Source organism: Streptomyces sp. T39, from assembly GCF_008042045.1.
In the GTDB taxonomy this organism is placed as follows: Bacteria; Actinomycetota; Actinomycetes; order Streptomycetales; family Streptomycetaceae; genus Streptomyces.
On sequence record NZ_RDBP01000054.1, the window covers coordinates 39,019 to 55,330 of the forward strand.

A 16,312-nucleotide genomic window follows, 5' to 3' on the forward strand; every position below is an offset into this window, starting at 1 on the left:
GACGGTGAGGTTCTCGCCCGAGGTGCCGCCGGTGCGGTCGTCGCCGTCGAGGTGGATGTACGGGGGCTGGTCGAAGGCGCCGAAGGCGTTGCCGAGTGCCTGGACGACTCCCTTGCGGCCGTCGGTGAGTTCGTAGAGGGCGCACAGGTCGAGGTCGAGGTCGCCGTGCATGGCGACGGCGCGGCCGAGCTTGGCCCCCCAGCCCTGGAACTGCTTGCGGACCTGCCAGCTGAGGTTGACCCGCATCGCGCCCGCCGTCTCGCTCATCAAGCAGGGCGGCACCTCGGGCGCGATGCGGGTCAACCTCAGCTGGCAGGTCCGCAAGCAGTTCCAGGGCTGGGGGGCCAAGCTCGGCCGCGCCGTCGCCATGCACGGCGACCTCGACCTCGACCTGTGCGCCCTCTACGAACTCACCGACGGCCGCAAGGGAGTCGTCCAGGCACTCGGCAACGCCTTCGGCGCCTTCGACCAGCCCCCGTACATCCACCTCGACGGCGACGACCGCACCGGCGGCACCTCGGGCGAGAACCTCACCGTCAACCTCGACCACACCGCCGCACTGCGCCGCGTGCTCATCTTCGTGACCATCTACGAAGGCGCCCGCAGCTTCGCCGACCTCGACGCGACCGTCACCCTGCAGCCGCAGCACGGGGCCGCGATCGACTTCTCGCTCGGCCAGTGCACCGTCCCGTCCACGGTCTGCGCCCTCGCGCTGATCACCAACACCGGCTCCGACCTCGTCGTCCAGCGCGAGGCCCGGTTCCTGGTGCCCGAGCGCGGCGTCAGCCCCCAGCGCACCGTGGACTACGCCTACGGCTGGGGCATGAACTGGACCCCGGGCAGGAAGTGACCCGAGGGCCCGGTCCCGGCCGGGCCCTCACCGCCGCTCCGGCGCGGCCTCGGGACGGGCGTACGTGCGCCCCTTCCAGGCCGCGCCCGCGCCCCGGTGGTGCCGCACCGCCGAGTCGACCGTCATCAGCAGGTACAGCACGGCCGTGAACGGCAGCAGCGGCGCCATGCGCAGCGGCTCGCCGTAGTAGCGCAGCATCGGCCCGTACGTGCCCGCCATCACGGCCCATGCGAGCCCTCCGGCCCAGGCCGCCGCCGGATCGCCGCCCAGCAGTCCGGCCGCGAACGCCGCCGGCGGCACCACGTACACCAGCAGGAGCCCCGCGACCGTACCGGCGAGCAGCACCGGGCTGTGCCGCAGCTGCGCGTACGCACTGCGCGACACCATCGCCCACAGGTCCCGCAGCCGCGGATACGGCCGGACGCTCGTCACCCGGTCCGCGAGCCCCAGCCACAGACGGCCGCCCTGCCCCCGCACCGCCCGGGCCAGGGCGACGTCGTCGATGAGCGCCTGCCGGATCGACTCCGGCACACCCGCCCGCCGGACCGCCTCGGTCCGCACCAGCACACAGCCGCCCGCCGCTGCCGCCGTCCCCGTCCGGGAGCCGTTGATCCAGCGGAACGGGTAGAGCTGGGCGAAGAAGTACACGAAGGCCGGCACCACCAGCCGCTCCCAGCCGCCCGCCACCCGCAGCCGCGCCATCAGCGACACCAGGTCGTAGGAGTCCCGGCCGCCCCGTCCGCGGCGCGAAGCGTCCGCCGACGGCCCCGCCGCCGCCACCAGCGCGCGCAGACTGTCGGGCTGATGGGCGATGTCCGCGTCCGTCAGCAGCAGGAACTCCGGCTCGCGGGCCTCGGCCAGGGCGATCCCGTGCCGCAGCGCCCACAGCTTGCCCGTCCAGCCCGGGTCCGGCTCGCCCGGCGCCGACACCGTCAGCGGCAGCCCGCCGTGCCGGGCGGCCAGGGAACGCGCCAGCTCGCCCGTCCCGTCCGCGCTGCCGTCGTCGACGAGCACGATCTCGGCCCGCCCCGGATAGTCCTGGCGCAGCAGCGACGGCAGGCTCAGCGCGAGCACCTCCGCCTCGTCGCGCGCCGGCACCACGACCGCCACGTCCGGCCACCGGGCCGGCTCCCCGTACCCGGGCAGCCGCTGGTCCGTGCGCCAGTAGAAGCCGCGGCTGAACAGCAGGAAGCACCAGGTGACCAGGGATGCCGTCGCAATCCACGCAAGAGCGCTCATTCGCCGCAGTCTGCCCCACACCGGCGGCCGCCGGGCGGCGGTCGACTATGGTGACCGGGTGAAGATCGCGCTCATGGACTCCGGAATCGGACTGCTGCCCGCCGCCGCCGCGGTACGACGTCTCCGGCCGGACGCCGATCTCGTCCTCTCCTCCGACCCCGACGGCATGCCCTGGGGCCCCCGTACACCCGAGGACCTCACCGAGCGGGCCCTCGTGGTGGCACGGGCGGCCGCCGCCCGGCGGCCCGACGCGCTGATCGTCGCCTGCAACACCGCCTCCGTGCACGCGCTGCCGGCGCTCCGCGCGGAACTGGAACCCGGCCTCCCGGTGATCGGCACCGTCCCCGCGATCAAGCCGGCCAGCGCCGCCGGCGGTCCGGTCGCCATCTGGGCGACCCCGGCGACCACCGGCAGCCCGTACCAGCGCGGCCTGATCGAGGACTTCGCCCGGGGCGTCGACGTCACCGAGGTGCCCTGCCCCGGCCTCGCCGACGCCGTGCAGCAGGCCGACGAGGAGGCCGTCGCCCGGGCCGTGGCCGCCGCCGCGGCCCTGACGCCGTCCGGCCTCGGGGCCCTCGTCCTCGGCTGCACCCACTACGAACTCGTCGCCGAACGCATCCGCGCCGCCGTCGCGCCCGCCGGCGACGGTCCCGAGCCCGTCTTCCACGGCTCGGCCGACGCCGTCGCCGCCCAGGCGCTGCGCCGCGGCGGGATCCCCGCCGCCCCGGACGCCGAGCCCACCGGGCGCATCACCGTGCTCCTCAGCGGCCGTGAGTCCGTCCTGCCGCCCGCCGCCCTCGCCTACGCCGAGGGCCGCCTGCTCCGGGCCGCCGCCCCCGCGGTCTGAGGCACCCGCCGCCTCCCCCGAGGCACCCGCCGCGCGGCCCGGGCGGCGCCGGCCCGCCCCCGGTTGCCGACCCGCCGCACCCCGCGACCGCTGGCGGAACTACGGTCCGTCACGAGCGGACGATGCTCCCCGCGGGCTTCCTGGGTACCCTCCACAGCATGAGGCACCATCTCCGTCACGTGGGGTCCTCGGCCGCCGAGCCCCTGCCCGAGACCTGGACCGGCCGCGCGACCAACCGCATGCAATGGGTTCTCGCGGGGGCCGGCGCCGCCTGCCTGGCGCTGGGCATCAAGCTCGCCGTCGACGGCAACTGGACCACCGGCGTCGTGGCACTCGTGATGGCCGTCGTCGGCTGCGTGGCCGCCGGCCTGATGATGCTCTACGGCACGCTCGCCTTCGTGCACGTCGAGGTCACCGTCGACCGCGACGCGGTCGAGGTGCGCTGCGGGCACATGGGACTCCCGCGCCGCCGCATCCCGCTCGACCAAGTCGTCGCCGCGGAGTTCGACCCCAAGGTCACACCCCGCCAGTGGGGCGGCTGGGGATGCCGCTGGCGCCCCGAGCGCGGGACCGCCGTCGTGGTGCGCCGGGGCGAGGGACTTGTCGTGACCCTGGGTGACGGGACGGCCTTCACCGTCACCGTCGACGACGCGGAGCTCGCGGTGCGCGTGATCCGGGACCGCATCCGCCGCCTGCACTCCGGTTCCGTACCGCAGACCTGAGCACGGCCCCGTCGGCCCGGGCCTTCAGCCGTGGGGCGGCGTCCCGGACCGCCCGCGCCGACGGGTGCACGGAGCCCCGCCGTAGACTCCGGCAGGTGAGCACCACCATCGCCCCCGTCGACACCCCCCGGCCCGCCTCCCGGAGCGCCCGGTCGCTCGCCGGCCGGCTCGTGCGGCCCGCCGCCGCGGCCCTGTCGGGGGTGCTGCTCTTCCTGAGCTTCCCGCCGAGGCCCCTGTGGTGGCTCGCGGTCCCCGCGTTCGCCCTGCTCGGCTGGACCCTGCGCGGCCGGCGGCTGCGCGGGGCCCTCGGCCTCGGTCTCCTCACCGGTCTCGGCTTCATGCTCCCGCTGCTGGTGTGGACCGGCGAGGAGGTCGGCCCCGTCCCGTGGCTCGCCCTCGCCTTCGCCGAGGCGCTGTTCGTCGCCGTGGCCTGCACCGGCATCAGTGCCGTCTCCCGGCTCGCCGCCTGGCCGCTGTGGGGTGCGGCCGTCTGGATCGCCGGCGAGGCGGCCCGCGCCCGGGTGCCGTTCGGCGGCTTCCCCTGGGGGAAGATCGCCTTCGGGCAGGCGGACGGCGTGTTCCTGCCGCTCGCCGCCGTCGGCGGCACCCCGCTGCTGAGCTTCGCCGTCGCCCTGTGCGGGTTCGGGCTGTACGAGACCCTGCGCCGCGGGGTCGCGTTCCGGCGCACCGGCACCCTGCCGCGGGCCGCCGCCGCGACGGCCCTGCTCGCGCTCCTGGTGCCGCTCGCCGGAGCCCTCGCGGCCCGCCCGCTGGTGGACGACTCCGCCGAGGAGGGGACCGCGACCGTGGCCGCCATCCAGGGCAACGTGCCGCGCCTCGGTCTCGACTTCAACGCCCAGCGGCGTGCCGTCCTCGACAACCACGCCCGGCGTACCGAGCAGCTCGCCGCCGACGTGGCCGCCGGACGCGAGCCGCGCCCCGACTTCGTGCTCTGGCCGGAGAACTCCTCCGACCTCGACCCGTACCGCAACTCCGACGCCCGGCTCGTCATCGACCGGGCCGTCGACGCCATCGGCGTCCCGACCGTCGTCGGGGCCGTCCTCACACCGGACACCGGGCCGCTGCGCAACACCCTGATCGAGTGGGAGCCCGGCCGGGGCCCGGTGGCCACCTACGACAAGCGGCATGTGCAGCCGTTCGGCGAGTACATCCCGATGCGGTCGCTCGTGAGGATCTTCAACTCCGACGTGGACCGGGTCCGCCGTGACTTCGGGCCGGGTGACGAGGTCGGTGTCTTCGACCTCGCGGGCACCCGGGTCGGCCTGGTGACGTGCTTCGAGGCGGCCTTCGACGACGCCGCCCGGGACACCGTGACCCACGGCGCCCGGATGATCTCCGTCCCCAGCAACAACGCCACCTTCGGCCGCAGCGAGATGACCTACCAGCAGCTCGCCATGTCCCGGGTGCGGGCGGTGGAGCACAGCAGGTCGGTGGTCGTCCCCGTGACCAGCGGGGTCAGTGCGGTGATCATGCCCGACGGGCGGATCGTCGAGCAGACGGCCATGTTCACGCCGGACGCGCTCGTCGCCGAGGTGCCGCTGCGCTCCTCGCAGACGCCGGCGACCCGGCTGGGCGTGCTGCCCGAGGTGGCGCTGCTGCTGCTCGCCGCGGGCGGACTGGGCAAGGTCGCGGCGGACGCCGTGCGGGAGCGGCGGCGGCGCGCGGGCGCGACCGCGGCTCGGTGACCACCGCCGGTTAGGGTCGGGGCATGGGTACCCCTGAGTACATCCGCGACATCCGGGCCATGGCCGGTCACCAGCTGCTCTACCTGCCCGGGGTCAGCGCCGTGGTCTTCGACGACCTCGGCCGCGTGCTGCTCGGGCGGCGCGCGGACACCGGGCTGTGGTCGGTGGTCGGCGGCATCTGCGAGCCCGGCGAGGAGCCGGCCGTCACCGCCGAGCGCGAGGTGTACGAGGAGACCGCCGTGCGCTGCGTCGCCGACCGGGTCGTCCTCGTCCAGGCGCTGCCGCGGCCGGTGACGTACCCCAACGGCGACATCTGCCAGTACATGGACATCACCTTCCGCTGCCACGCGGTGGGCGGCGAGGCGCGGGTCAACGACGAGGAGTCCCTCGACGTCGGGTGGTTCGCGGTGGACGCGCTGCCGGACCTCCAGGAGTTCGCCCTGTTCCGGATCAAACAGGCGATGACCGAGGGACCGGCATGGTTCCAGCCCACCAATGAGCACTGAAGTATGGGCGCTGACCACATCGGTCGGGGGTTGATCACTGCCTAGGGTGCGGAGCATGACCCCGCCCTCCACACCAGGCCACGCACCGGCCCCCGCGCCCGCCCCCGCGCCGGACGCCGCCGGTCACTCCGTCTCCCTCGACCTCGGCGGACGCACCGCCGTGGTCACCGGCGCCGCGGGCGGCATCGGGCGCGCCTGCGCGCTCCGGCTCGCCGCCGCGGGTGCCGAGGTGAGAGCGGTGGACCGGGACGCCGACGGGCTGGCGTCCCTGGTGGAAGGGGCCGACGCACTGGCCGGGGCGGTGGAGCCCCGGGTGGTCGACCTGACCGACCTGGACGCCGCCGAGGCCGTCGCCGCGGGCGCCGACATCCTGGTCAACAACGCGGGTCTGCAACTGGTCCGCCCCATCGAGGACTTCCCCCCGGACGTGTTCCACACCGTGCTCACGGTGATGCTGGAGGCCCCGTTCCGTCTGATCAGGGGGGCGCTGCCGCACATGTACGCCCAGCAGTGGGGGCGGATCGTCAACATCTCGTCGGTCCACGGACTGCGCGCCTCGGCCTTCAAGTCCGCGTACGTGGCCGCCAAACACGGCCTCGAAGGACTCTCCAAGACCGCGGCCCTCGAAGGCGCTCCCCATGGCGTCACCTCGGTCTGCGTGAACCCCGGCTATGTGCGCACCCCGCTGGTGGAGAAGCAGATCGCCGACCAGGCGGCCGCCCACGCGCTGCCCGAGGAGCGGGTGCTCACCGAGGTCCTGCTCAAGGACTCCGCGATCAAGAGGCTCATCGAGCCCGACGAGGTCGCCGAGGCGGTGCTGTACCTGTGCAGCCCGCAGGCGTCCTTCATCACCGGCACCTCCGTGGCGCTCGACGGCGGATGGACCGCCCACTGACCCCTGACGGCACCGCCGGCGGGCGGACCGGGGCCGGCCGCACCCCGCCGGGGCCGACCGCCGCGGGGGCCGGGGGCGGAGTTCTCCACAGGGCTGGCGCCGGGGCGCCGGGGACGGGTAATCCTGTCCCCATGTCCCTGGACCAAGCCGCCTACCTGGAGCTCCTCGCCCGTGGTGCCGCCGCGGAGGCGTACGACCGGCCCGTGCTGATGGCACGGGCGCACGGCGCCGACGCCGAGACCCTCGCCGCCATGGAGCACGCCAAGCAGCTCGCGCTGCGCGTCCGCGCCGAGCTGGAGGGGCGACGGCGGCGGGAGGCGGAGCTGTCCGCGCTCTTCGAGACCGCGCACGACCTGGCGGGGCTGCGCGACCTGGACGCCGTGCTGCGCGCCATCGTGCAGCGCGCCCGCTCCCTGCTCGGCACCGAGGTGGCCTACCTCAGCCTCAACGACCCGCTCGCTGGCGACACCTACATGCGGGTGACCGAGGGGTCCGTGTCGGCCCGCTTCCAGCAGGTGCGGCTCGGCATGGGTGAGGGCCTCGGCGGTCTCGTCGCCCAGACCGCCCGCCCGTACGTGACCGACAGCTACTTCGAGGACGCCCGCTTCGAGCACACCGGCACCATCGACGCGGCCGTCAAGGACGAGGGGCTCGTCGCCATCCTCGGCGTACCGCTGATGCTGGGCAGCCAGGTCATCGGCGTGCTCTTCGCGGCCGACCGCCGCGCCCGCGTCTTCGAACGCGAGCAGGTCGCGCTGATGGCCTCGTTCGCCGCGCACGCCGCCGTCGCCATCGACACGGCCAACCTGCTCGCCGAGACCAGGTCCGCACTCGCCGAACTGGAGCGGGCGAACGGGATCATCCAGGACCACAGCGGAGTGATCGAGCGCGCCTCCGACGTGCACGACCGCCTCACCGAACTGGTGCTGCGCGGCGGCGGGGTCGACGACGTGGCCGCGGCGCTCTCCGAAGTCCTCGACGGCACCGTGGAGTTCACCGAGGACGCGCCGCGGCTCGCCGGGACCGACGGGCACGCGGTACGCCACCGGGACGACTGGATCGCCGAGGTGTCCGCCGGCGGGGAGGTCTTCGGAGCCCTCGTCCTGCGCGGCCATCCCACCCTCGACCCGGTCGACCAGCGCACCCTGGAGCGGGCCGCCATGGTGACCTCGCTGCTGCTGCTCGCCCGCCGCTCCGCCCACGACGCCGAGCGACGCGTACGCGGCGAGCTCCTCGACGACCTCCTCGACGCCCCGGACCGCGACCCGCGGCTCCTGCGGGAGCGCGCGGCGCGCCTCGGCGCGGACCTCGACACGCCCCATGTGGTCCTCGCGGCCCGCATCGAGGGCCCGGGAGCAGGGACCGGCGCCGGTCCGGCGTCGGCCGCGCGGGAGAGTGCCGACCGCCAGCGGCTGTGGTCGGCCGCCTCCCACCTGGCCGCCACCGGCGCGGGGCTCGCCGCAGCCCGCGACGGCGGCACGGTGCTGCTGCTCCCGCTGGGGGCCGAGGACACCCCCGCCGCGCTCGCCCGCCGGACGGCCCGTCAGCTCGGCGGCACCCTGCGCGAGCCCGTCACGGTCGGCGCCTCGTCGCCCGTCGCCTCCCCGGCGGGCGATCCCACGCCGATCGGGGCCGCCTACGAGCAGGCCGGCCGCTGCCTGGACGCCCTGCGCCTGCTGGGCCGGGCCGGCCAGGGCGCCGCCGCGGAGGACCTCGGGTTCCTCGGGCTGCTGCTCGCCGACCCGGGCGACATCGACGGCTTCGTGCACCGCACGATCGGCGAGGTCGTGGCCTACGACCGGCGCCGGGGGACCGACCTGGTCGGGACCATGGCCGCGTACTTCGCCAGCGGTATGAGCCCCGCCCGCACCAAGGACGACCTGCACGTCCATGTGAACACCGTCGCCCAGCGGCTGGAGCGCGTCGGCAGGCTGCTCGGCCCCGACTGGCAGACCCCGGGGCGGGCGCTGGAGATCCAGCTGGCGCTGCGGCTGCACGGCATGTCCACGGCGGTCACCGGCGACGAGTGAGGCCCCCGGCCAGGGCGCCCGCGCGTCCGCCGGGTCTCCGGCGTGCGCGGCCTGGCGCGCGTGGATGTCGTGTGCCCGGGCCCGGCCCCTGCGTGGGCGTCTGTGGCCCGGCCCCCGCGTGTGTGTGCGTGGCCCGGGTTCCCGGGTGTGCGTGGCGCCCCGGGCTCCGGCGGGTGCGCGCCGCCCGGACGCGCGCGCGTGCGTCCGTGGCGGGAGCGCGAACAGGCGCGGGACCCCGGCCGGGGGTCCCGCGCCTGTTCGCGCGGCCGTGTGCGGCGGCTGTCAGACCGTGCGGGCGGCGTCGGCCGGAGCCGGCACCTGCTCCGGGGCCGGGTCCGCGTCGCCCGCCACGTCGTTGAGGTCCCGGTCGCGGGTCTCCTTGGCGCAGGCGATGGCGACGACCGTCAGCAGGGCGGCGGCGATCACGTACAGCGCGATCGGGGTGGACGAGTCGTAGTCGGCGAGCAGCGCCGTCGCGATCAGCGGCGCGGGCGCGCCGGCGGCCACCGACGAGAACTGCGCGCCGATCGAGGCGCCCGAGTACCGCATCCGGGTCGCGAACATCTCCGAGAAGAAGGCCGCCTGCGGGGCGTACATGGCGCCGTGCAGCACCAGGCCGACGGTGACGGCGAGCAGCAGCGATCCGAACGACGCCCGGTCGATGAGCATGAAGAACGGGAACATCCAGGCGCCGACGCCGACCGCGCCGATCAGGTACACGGGCCGGCGGCCGATCCGGTCCGAGAGCGCGCCCCAGAGCGGGATCGTCACGAAGTGGACGGCGGATCCTATGAGCACCGCGTTGAGGGCGGTCTGCTTGCTCATGTCCACCGCGGTCGTCGCGTAGACGAGGATGAAGGCCGTGATCACGTAGTAGCTGATGTTCTCGGCCATACGGGCGCCCATGGCGATCAGCACATCGCGCCAGTGGTGCCGCAACACCGCGACCAGCGGCATCTTCTCGACCTTTCCGGCCTCCGCCTTGCGCTGCTCGGCCTGCTCCAGCGCGGCCTTGAAGACGGGTGATTCGTCGACGGAGAGGCGGATCCACAGACCGACGATCACGAGCACGCCGGAGAGCAGGAACGGAATGCGCCAGCCCCACGAGGTGAACGCGGACTCCGAGAGCAGGGCGGTGAGCGCGGAGAGCACACCCGTGGCGAGCAGCTGACCGGCGGGAGCGCCGGTCTGGGGCCACGAGGCCCAGAAGCCGCGCCGCCTGGCGTCGCCGTGCTCGGAGACGAGCAGCACCGCCCCGCCCCATTCGCCGCCGAGGGCGAAGCCCTGCACCAGCCGCAGCACGGTCAGCAGGACGGGCGCCATCGAGCCGATGGCCGCGTGGGTGGGCAGCAGCCCGATGGCGAAGGTCGCGCCGCCCATCATCAGCAGGCTGAGCACCAGGAGCTTCTTGCGGCCGAGCCGGTCGCCGTAGTGTCCGAAGACCAGTGCGCCCAGAGGCCGGGCGGCGAAGCCGACCGCGTAGGTCAGGAAGGACAGCAGGGTGCCGACGAGCGGGTCCGAGTCCGGGAAGAACAGCTTGTTGAACACCAGAGCGGCGGCTGAGCCGTAGAGGAAGAAGTCGTACCACTCGATGGTGGTGCCGATGAGGCTCGCGGCGACGATGCGCTTGAGCGAGTTCGGCGCTGGTGGAGCGGATGCGGGGGCGGCCATGAACACCACTTCCGGACAGTTGGCGGGGACGTTTCCGTGTCGCCACACCGTAGGAAGACGCAGGTCACAGGCGTATGTGGTGGGACACCATAGTTCTGCGGGCCGGGGTGCGCGCGCCCACCATGGAGCGGGTGCCGGGTTCTCCGCCGGGCAGGGCCCGGCCGTTTGAGCGGATGTCCGCGCGCTGAGCGGGTACGCGCAGTCCTGGCCCGCGGACGGTGGGCACCGGTCCGGGACACCAGCGCGTGAGCGGACGAGGAGAGGGCACGGGAGGGAGCGCAGATGAAGGTCCGCCCGTGGTCCGGCATACCGGACCTCCGGCTCACGGCCCAGGTGGTCGCCGGCCGCTACCGGCTCGACGACCTGCTCGGGCGCGGCGGCGCGGCCGACGTGTACGAGGCACTCGACCTGCGCCTGCGTCGACCGGTGGCGCTGAAGGTCTTCCGCCCGGAAGGCGAGGCGCAGGCGGTGGAACGTTTCGCCGACGAGGGCCGTCTGCTGGCCCGGTTGCACCACCCCGGCCTGGTCACCGTCTACGACTACGGCCAGGAGGACGGACGGCCCTACCTGGTGATAGAGCTCGTCAGGGGGACGACGCTGAGCCGGCGCATCGCCGCGGCCCCGATGACGCCCGCCGAGGCGTCACGGTTCGGAGCCGCGCTGGCCTCGGCGCTGGCCCATGTGCACGCGGCCGGGGTCGTGCACCGTGACGTCAAGCCGTCGAACATCCTCCTGGGCGAGACGGGTGCCCCCTACCTGTCCGACTTCGGCATCTCCCGGCAGCTCGACACCGCCACCCGGACCGACACCGGCGCGCTGGTGGGGACGGCCGCCTACATGGCACCCGAGCAGGTACTGGGCAGAGGAGCGGGGCCCGCCGCGGACGTCTACAGCTTCGGCCTGGTGCTCCTCGAAGCCGTGAAAGGTGAACTGGAGTACGGGGGAGCCCCGTTGGAAGCCGCTGTCGCCCGGCTGCACCGGCCGCCGGTCATCCCGGAGAGCCTGCCGGGCGCCCTCGCCGAGTTGCTGGAGGCCATGACGGATCCGGACGAGCACAGCCGGCCGGACGCCCACGCCTGCTGGCGGGCCCTGTCCGCCGTGTCCGCCGTGTCCGCCGTGCCCACCGTGCCGGAAGGGCGCCCCGGGCCGCCGGCCCTCACGGGGGCCGGTCCCCTGGGCGAGGACCGGAGCCCGGCCGGTGACACCCTGCGGCCGGCGACGACACGGGCCCGTGCGCGTGGCGCCGTTCCCGAGGCCACGGCGACGCCGGGCGAGGGCGACCGGGCTCCGAAGCCGTCCTCCCCCGCGGGACCCTCCGTCCGCGCCGGCCGCGCCCTCCTGACGGCGGGTGCGGTGCTGGCCCTGTTCGGGACCACGCTGACCGGCGCCGACGGCGGCCGGTCAGCCGAGGCCGAGGACGAGCCCTCCCACCCGCCGAGCCGGACCGCCACTGCCCCGCCTTCGTCCCCGGCGGACCGTCCGGATCCCTCGTCCGCATCCGCGGTGCCGGCTTCCGGCCGCGATCCGCGGACCGGGTCCCCCGCCGGACAGGCCACCGGACAGACCGCCCCGGCCGGGGGCCGGGGTGAGCCCGGCGGGCCGGAAGGCAGGGCGGCAGGAGGCCCGCCGGAGCACGGGAAGGCGCAGCCCCGGCCGGTGAAGGCCAAGTCTCCGAAGGCGAAGCACACGAGGTGAGAGGGCACCGTCCGGCGGGTGGGCCGTGAACGGGCGGGGGAGGCGTGAGCCGTGCGGCAGCTTCGGCCCCTTCCCGTCACCCGGCGGTGTCCAGTGAGTCCAGCCAGCGCAGCAGTCGTGCGCCCTCGCGGGTCATGATCTCCGGGTCCCGCAGCGCGTTGGCCAGCAGGGACATTCCCTGGTAGCCGGAGACCAGAGTGACGGCCAGGCCGTCGGCGTCGGGCAGGCCCAGGGCGCGGAACTGGGCCGCGGCCCAGTCCAGCAGTTCGCGGATCACCGTGCCCGCCGCCACGTCGAGGACGCCGTCGGCGCGTTTGTCGAGCTCGGCGGCGAGGGTGCCGGTCGGGCAGCCGTGGAGCGCGGCGACCTCCCGCTGGCCGACCCATGTCTCGACCAGGCCCTTGAGCCGGTCGCGGGGGTCGGGCAGCCGGTCGAGCCGGCCGGTGAGTTCGCCCAGGTGCGCACTGTGCTCGGACAGTGCGGCACGGACGAGGTCGTCCTTGGTCTTGAAGTAGTAGTACACGTTCCCGACCGGCACGTCGGCCGCGCGGGCGATGTCGGCGAGGGTGGTGCGCTCGACACCCTTCTCGTGCAGGACGCGGGCCGCCTCGGTGGTCAGACGCCGGCGCTTGTCCGCCGCCTTCGCCCGGGGCTTCGTCGAGTCAGTCATCCGACTGACTATAGACACCCCGTCGGCCGGCGGGGTACGGTCCTCTCCGAGTCGAGTTAGTCAGTCAACTAACTCGCAACCGGAGGAGGCCATCATGATCGTGGTGACGGGTGCGACGGGCAACGTGGGCCGGACGCTGGTACCCCTGCTGACCGCGGCGGGCGAGGAGGTCGTCGCCGTCTCGCGCGGACCGCGCCCCGCGGAGCCCGCGGTCCGCCATGTTCCGGCGGACGTGGGGGACTCGGCCGCCATGCGGCCGGTGCTCGCCGGGGCGGACGCCCTGTTCGTCCTGCTCGGCGGGGCGCTCAACGTCCGGGGCGAGAGCCCCGAGGCCCTGGTCGAGGCGGCGAAGGACGCCGGAGTGGGCCGGATCGTCCTGCTCTCGTCGCAGATCAACGCCACCCGCCCGGGGGCTCCCTCGCATGCGCGGCTGCGCGCGTTCGAGGCGGCCGTGAGCGCCTCGGGCACCGACTTCACGATCCTGCGTCCCGGCGGGTTCGCCTCCAACGCCTTCGGCTGGGCCGAGACCGTCCGCACCCGGCGCACGGTCCACGCGCCGTTCGGCGACGTGGCCCTTCCCGTCGTCGATCCGGCGGACATCGCCGAGGTCGCGGCGGCGGCCCTGCTGGAGGACGGCCACAGCGGCCGCACCTACGAGCTGACCGGCCCCGAGGCGGTCAGCCCCCGGCAGCAGACCGCGGTGCTCTCCGAGGCGCTGGGCGAGGAGGTCGCCTTCGCCGAACTGTCCCGACAGGAGGCCCGGGCGCACATGGTCCGTGTCATGCCCGCCGAGGTCGTGGACGGCTCCCTCGACGTGCTCGGCACACCGCTGCCCCTGGAACAGGCCGTCGCGCCCGGTGTGCCGGACGTGCTGGGCCGGCCGGCGAGGCCCTTCGGCGACTGGGTCGCACGCCACCTGCCGGCCTTCCGCTGAGACCCGCCCGCCGCCCCCGCCGCGGCGGGGGCCGGCCAAGGCGGGGTCAGGGCGCGGCCGTCAGGGAGGCGGCCTCCCAGGCGAAGCCGTCCGGGTCGGTGAAGGCGCGGTCGCCGCCGAGGACGAGCCGGTGCGAGCCGGAGCCCTCCTCGGGCACGCCGACGTCCTTGGCCAGGGCCCGGCGCCCGTACAGGGCCAGCTTCACGGGGCCCGACGACGGGGCGAACTCGACGTACTTGCGGCCGAAGCTCTTCGCCACGGCGAGGCCGTGCTCCACGTAGAACCGCTTGCTGCCGGCGACGTCCGCCGCACCCAGCAGGAGCACCAGCTGGTCGATCTCCCGGGTGGCCGGTCCGGTGTTCTTCTTCGCCGACGTGGCGATCTTCCAGATCGTCCCGTCGGGGGCACGGACGACGCCGCCGTAACCCCAGAAGGACTTCGCCGCGGGCTTCAGGGGCGTGGCGCCGGCGTCCAGGGCGGCGCCGACGAAGGCGTCCACACCGGACGGCTGGGACACCGTGACCGACATCGAGAAGCCGCGGAAGCCAGCCGACGGCGCGTCCGACTCCCGCAGGCCGATCTGCGTGCCCAGGCCGAAGGCGGAGTAGAAACGAGTGGCGGCCGTGACGTCGGCGACCTCGAGGGTGACTGTTTCGAAGCTCATGCCGTCACGCTAGGCGGCACCCCCTCGCGGGTGCTTCTCGATTCCTGATCGGTGCGACGGTTCCCGTGCGCCGCGGGGTCGGGCGCGGGTTCGGTCGGCGGGCACCCCGGCGGGCGCGGCACGCCCGCCGTCAGTCGACGACGAGCACCTCGGACAGCGGCCGCCGCGGGGTCGCGGGCGCCTCGGGCCCGTAGCCGAGCCGGATCAGCATCTGCGGACAGGCCGCGCCCGACAGCGGGTCCCGGAGCAGCCAGCGCAGGCCCGGTCGTTCGAGCGCCTGCGAGTTGAGCGAGGTGGACAGCCCGTCCAGCGTCGCGCGCAGCAGCACCCGCTCCATGGCCTGGCCCGCACGCACCCAGTCCGCCGGCTCGTCCCGGTGCGTGCCGAGGACGGCGAGACACGGCGACCACTCGAAGACGGCGGTCCCGGGGTCGGCGCCGTCCTCCTCTCCGGTGCCCGGGAACTCCCGCACGAGCGCCCGGCCGCCCTGGCGCCTGGGGCCGTGAGCGTAGGTGGGAATGCCCTCCGGGGCGTTGCGGGCCCGCTCGGACGTCCAGTGCGCGATCTCCTCCCGCGCCTCGGGCGAGAGCTTCTCCTCCTGCTCGGCGTCCCACGCCAGGTCGGTGAGGGTCTGGCCGCGCCACTCGTCCGCGACGTCGAGCGCGCCGCCCTCCGCCAGCGCGGCTTCCCGGAGCCGGTCCAGCAGCTCCGGCGGCACGGGCTCGTCGGTGAAGGGGGCCCTGCTGGTGTGCCGCCGGGCGATCGCCGGGTGCAGTGCGGCGAGGCCGTCCCCCTCCTGCTCCGTTCCCGCGGCGTCCTGTTCCGTCCCCGCGGCGGCGCGGGCGAAGGTGACGGCCGCGAGGAGATCGGGGGCGAATCCGGCCGGGCGGACGTGCACCCGGGCCTCCCATCCCGCGTGCGCGGCGGCGACCCGCAGGTTGAACAGGGCGGCGCCGCAGCCGAGATGGAGTCCGCGGGCGGCGGGGTCGGTGCGCGGCATGGTGCGTGAGGCGTCCAGCAGCAGGGTCAGCGCACCGTGGGTGCGGTCGTAACGGAACAGCCATGGCTGCGCGTTGTGCATCGAAGGGGCCAGTACGGCATCGGCGACCCAGGAGGACACGGCCTCCGGGCCGGGTACGGACGCGGACGCAGCAGACATGGAACCCATCTCCCGCACGAGGGGCCTTGCGGGCCGGAGGGGGATCCCCGTCCCGTCACGTCCATGGTCCCTCCGTCGCACCCCGCCCGGACAGGGCCGAACGGCCCTGTCCGGTGGGCCGGTGCCCGGTCAGGCCGAGGCGGACCAGCGAGGGGCGGCCGCCGCCCAGGCGGCGTCCCACTCGGCCAGCCGACGCCGGTCGAGCACCCGGCCGACGACGGTGTACGTGACCGCCCCGGCCACCGCGACCGCCGTACCCGACGCGCCCGCCCATCCGATGGACCGGTTGCGGATCTCTGCCGCGGACATCGGCGCCGCCGCCGCCCGGCCCTGCGCGTCGCACCACACCGGGACGGTGCTGCCCGCCGTCACCCCCGCGGGCACCCCGGCCTCGCCGCGGTGCACCCGGCCGTCGGGGCCGGTCCAGCGGACGGGTGCCGGATAGCGGGCCAGGTCCGCCTCCGCCGACCCCGGTTCGGGGTGCCGGGGGGCGTCCCGTTCCACCACCGCCGTGACCCGGTGCAGCGTCGCGGCGCGCGCGTCGGCCGCCGCGGAGAGCGACCCGTGCACGGCACGGCCCACGGTCACGGTGACGACGGGGACGGCCGCGAGGACCACGGCGGTCAGCGCCGCGTTGATCCATGCCCGTACCTGGTCGCACCGGCGGCGCAGCGGGTTGCGGCGCCGGCGCCGCAGGGGGAGCGGCCGGCCGGCGGGGGGCGGC

General features: G+C 75.0%; 14 protein-coding genes and 2 pseudogenes. 9 read left to right on the plus strand and 7 right to left on the minus strand.

Annotated elements, in window-relative coordinates; all coding sequences use genetic code 11:
* Positions 1-267: pseudogene (locus EAO77_RS41125) on the minus strand (Tellurium resistance); the annotation flags it as partial.
* Here EAO77_RS41125 and EAO77_RS32460 point away from each other — a divergent pair.
* Positions 236-850 (plus strand): annotated as a pseudogene (locus EAO77_RS32460) (Tellurium resistance); the annotation flags it as partial. The pseudogenes EAO77_RS41125 and EAO77_RS32460 sit on opposite strands and share 32 nt — an antisense overlap.
* A 27-nt stretch (positions 851-877) precedes the next feature.
* Here EAO77_RS32460 and EAO77_RS32465 read toward each other — a convergent pair.
* Positions 878-2,089 (minus strand): glycosyltransferase, encoded by a 1,212-nt coding sequence (locus EAO77_RS32465; protein WP_147991911.1) that lies wholly within the window; start codon positions 2,087-2,089, stop codon positions 878-880.
* Between the two features lie 58 nt (positions 2,090-2,147).
* Here EAO77_RS32465 and EAO77_RS32470 point away from each other — a divergent pair, with 58 nt between their 5' ends.
* From EAO77_RS32470 to EAO77_RS32495, 6 genes are all read left to right on the plus strand, one after another.
* The gene (locus EAO77_RS32470) at positions 2,148-2,936 is read left to right on the plus strand and encodes a glutamate racemase (protein ID WP_147991912.1); all 789 of its coding nucleotides are present in this window, start codon (positions 2,148-2,150) and stop codon (positions 2,934-2,936) included.
* A 158-nt stretch (positions 2,937-3,094) separates the two neighbouring features.
* Positions 3,095-3,658: a hypothetical protein gene (locus EAO77_RS32475; protein ID WP_147991913.1), complete on the plus strand. Its 564-nt coding sequence runs from the start codon at positions 3,095-3,097 to the stop codon at positions 3,656-3,658.
* Positions 3,659-3,753: 95 nt separating this feature from the next.
* Positions 3,754-5,364: an apolipoprotein N-acyltransferase gene (gene lnt, locus EAO77_RS32480; protein ID WP_147991914.1), complete on the plus strand. Its 1,611-nt coding sequence runs from the start codon at positions 3,754-3,756 to the stop codon at positions 5,362-5,364.
* A gap of 23 nt (positions 5,365-5,387) precedes the next feature.
* Positions 5,388-5,870 carry an NUDIX hydrolase gene (locus tag EAO77_RS32485; RefSeq protein ID WP_147991915.1) on the plus strand — a complete coding sequence of 161 codons (483 nt, stop codon included), beginning with the start codon at positions 5,388-5,390 and terminating at the stop codon, positions 5,868-5,870.
* Positions 5,871-5,925: 55 nt separating this feature from the next.
* Positions 5,926-6,765 (plus strand): 3-hydroxybutyrate dehydrogenase, encoded by an 840-nt coding sequence (locus tag EAO77_RS32490; RefSeq protein WP_147991916.1) that lies wholly within the window; start codon positions 5,926-5,928, stop codon positions 6,763-6,765.
* Positions 6,766-6,896: 131 nt separating this feature from the next.
* Positions 6,897-8,795: a helix-turn-helix domain-containing protein gene (locus EAO77_RS32495; RefSeq protein ID WP_147991917.1), complete on the plus strand. Its 1,899-nt coding sequence runs from the start codon at positions 6,897-6,899 to the stop codon at positions 8,793-8,795.
* Between the two features lie 282 nt (positions 8,796-9,077).
* Here the strand turns inward: EAO77_RS32495 and EAO77_RS32500 are convergent, their stop codons facing one another.
* The gene (locus tag EAO77_RS32500; RefSeq protein WP_187283516.1) at positions 9,078-10,466 is read right to left on the minus strand and encodes an MFS transporter; all 1,389 of its coding nucleotides are present in this window, start codon (positions 10,464-10,466) and stop codon (positions 9,078-9,080) included.
* A 282-nt stretch (positions 10,467-10,748) separates the two neighbouring features.
* On the opposite strand from EAO77_RS32500, the gene EAO77_RS32505 reads away from it, so the two are divergent.
* On the plus strand, positions 10,749-12,161 hold the full coding sequence (locus EAO77_RS32505) for a serine/threonine-protein kinase (protein WP_261994243.1): 1,413 nt from the start codon (positions 10,749-10,751) through the stop codon (positions 12,159-12,161).
* Between the two features lie 76 nt (positions 12,162-12,237).
* Here the strand turns inward: EAO77_RS32505 and EAO77_RS32510 are convergent, their stop codons facing one another.
* Entirely contained in the window at positions 12,238-12,831 is a 594-nt protein-coding gene (locus EAO77_RS32510; protein ID WP_147991919.1) for a TetR/AcrR family transcriptional regulator, read from the minus strand.
* Between the two features lie 94 nt (positions 12,832-12,925).
* Between EAO77_RS32510 and EAO77_RS32515 the strand changes: the two genes are divergently transcribed.
* Positions 12,926-13,765 carry an NAD(P)H-binding protein gene (locus tag EAO77_RS32515; RefSeq protein WP_147991920.1) on the plus strand — a complete coding sequence of 280 codons (840 nt, stop codon included), beginning with the start codon at positions 12,926-12,928 and terminating at the stop codon, positions 13,763-13,765.
* Positions 13,766-13,811: 46 nt separating this feature from the next.
* Here the strand turns inward: EAO77_RS32515 and EAO77_RS32520 are convergent, their stop codons facing one another.
* From EAO77_RS32520 to EAO77_RS39030, 3 genes are all read right to left on the minus strand, one after another.
* Positions 13,812-14,429, minus strand: a complete 618-nt coding sequence (locus EAO77_RS32520) for a glyoxalase (protein ID WP_147991921.1) — start codon at positions 14,427-14,429, stop codon at positions 13,812-13,814.
* A gap of 130 nt (positions 14,430-14,559) precedes the next feature.
* The gene (locus EAO77_RS32525) at positions 14,560-15,588 is read right to left on the minus strand and encodes an Acg family FMN-binding oxidoreductase (RefSeq protein WP_147991922.1); all 1,029 of its coding nucleotides are present in this window, start codon (positions 15,586-15,588) and stop codon (positions 14,560-14,562) included.
* Between the two features lie 129 nt (positions 15,589-15,717).
* The coding region (locus EAO77_RS39030; RefSeq protein WP_187283517.1) for a hypothetical protein at positions 15,718-16,312 on the minus strand (595 nt) is incomplete at its 5' end.

Coding starts and splice junctions, on each gene's coding strand:
- EAO77_RS32465 (WP_147991911.1), bottom strand. CDS start 2,089: ATGAGCGCTCTTGCGTGGATTGCGACGGCATCCCTGGTCACCTGGTGC.
- EAO77_RS32475 (WP_147991913.1), top strand. CDS start 3,095: ATGAGGCACCATCTCCGTCACGTGGGGTCCTCGGCCGCCGAGCCCCTG.
- EAO77_RS32485 (WP_147991915.1), top strand. CDS start 5,388: ATGGGTACCCCTGAGTACATCCGCGACATCCGGGCCATGGCCGGTCAC.
- EAO77_RS32490 (WP_147991916.1), top strand. CDS start 5,926: ATGACCCCGCCCTCCACACCAGGCCACGCACCGGCCCCCGCGCCCGCC.
- EAO77_RS32495 (WP_147991917.1), top strand. CDS start 6,897: ATGTCCCTGGACCAAGCCGCCTACCTGGAGCTCCTCGCCCGTGGTGCC.
- EAO77_RS32500 (WP_187283516.1), bottom strand. CDS start 10,466: ATGGCCGCCCCCGCATCCGCTCCACCAGCGCCGAACTCGCTCAAGCGC.
- EAO77_RS32505 (WP_261994243.1), top strand. CDS start 10,749: ATGAAGGTCCGCCCGTGGTCCGGCATACCGGACCTCCGGCTCACGGCC.
- EAO77_RS32510 (WP_147991919.1), bottom strand. CDS start 12,831: ATGACTGACTCGACGAAGCCCCGGGCGAAGGCGGCGGACAAGCGCCGG.
- EAO77_RS32515 (WP_147991920.1), top strand. CDS start 12,926: ATGATCGTGGTGACGGGTGCGACGGGCAACGTGGGCCGGACGCTGGTA.
- EAO77_RS32520 (WP_147991921.1), bottom strand. CDS start 14,429: ATGAGCTTCGAAACAGTCACCCTCGAGGTCGCCGACGTCACGGCCGCC.
- EAO77_RS32525 (WP_147991922.1), bottom strand. CDS start 15,588: ATGTCTGCTGCGTCCGCGTCCGTACCCGGCCCGGAGGCCGTGTCCTCC.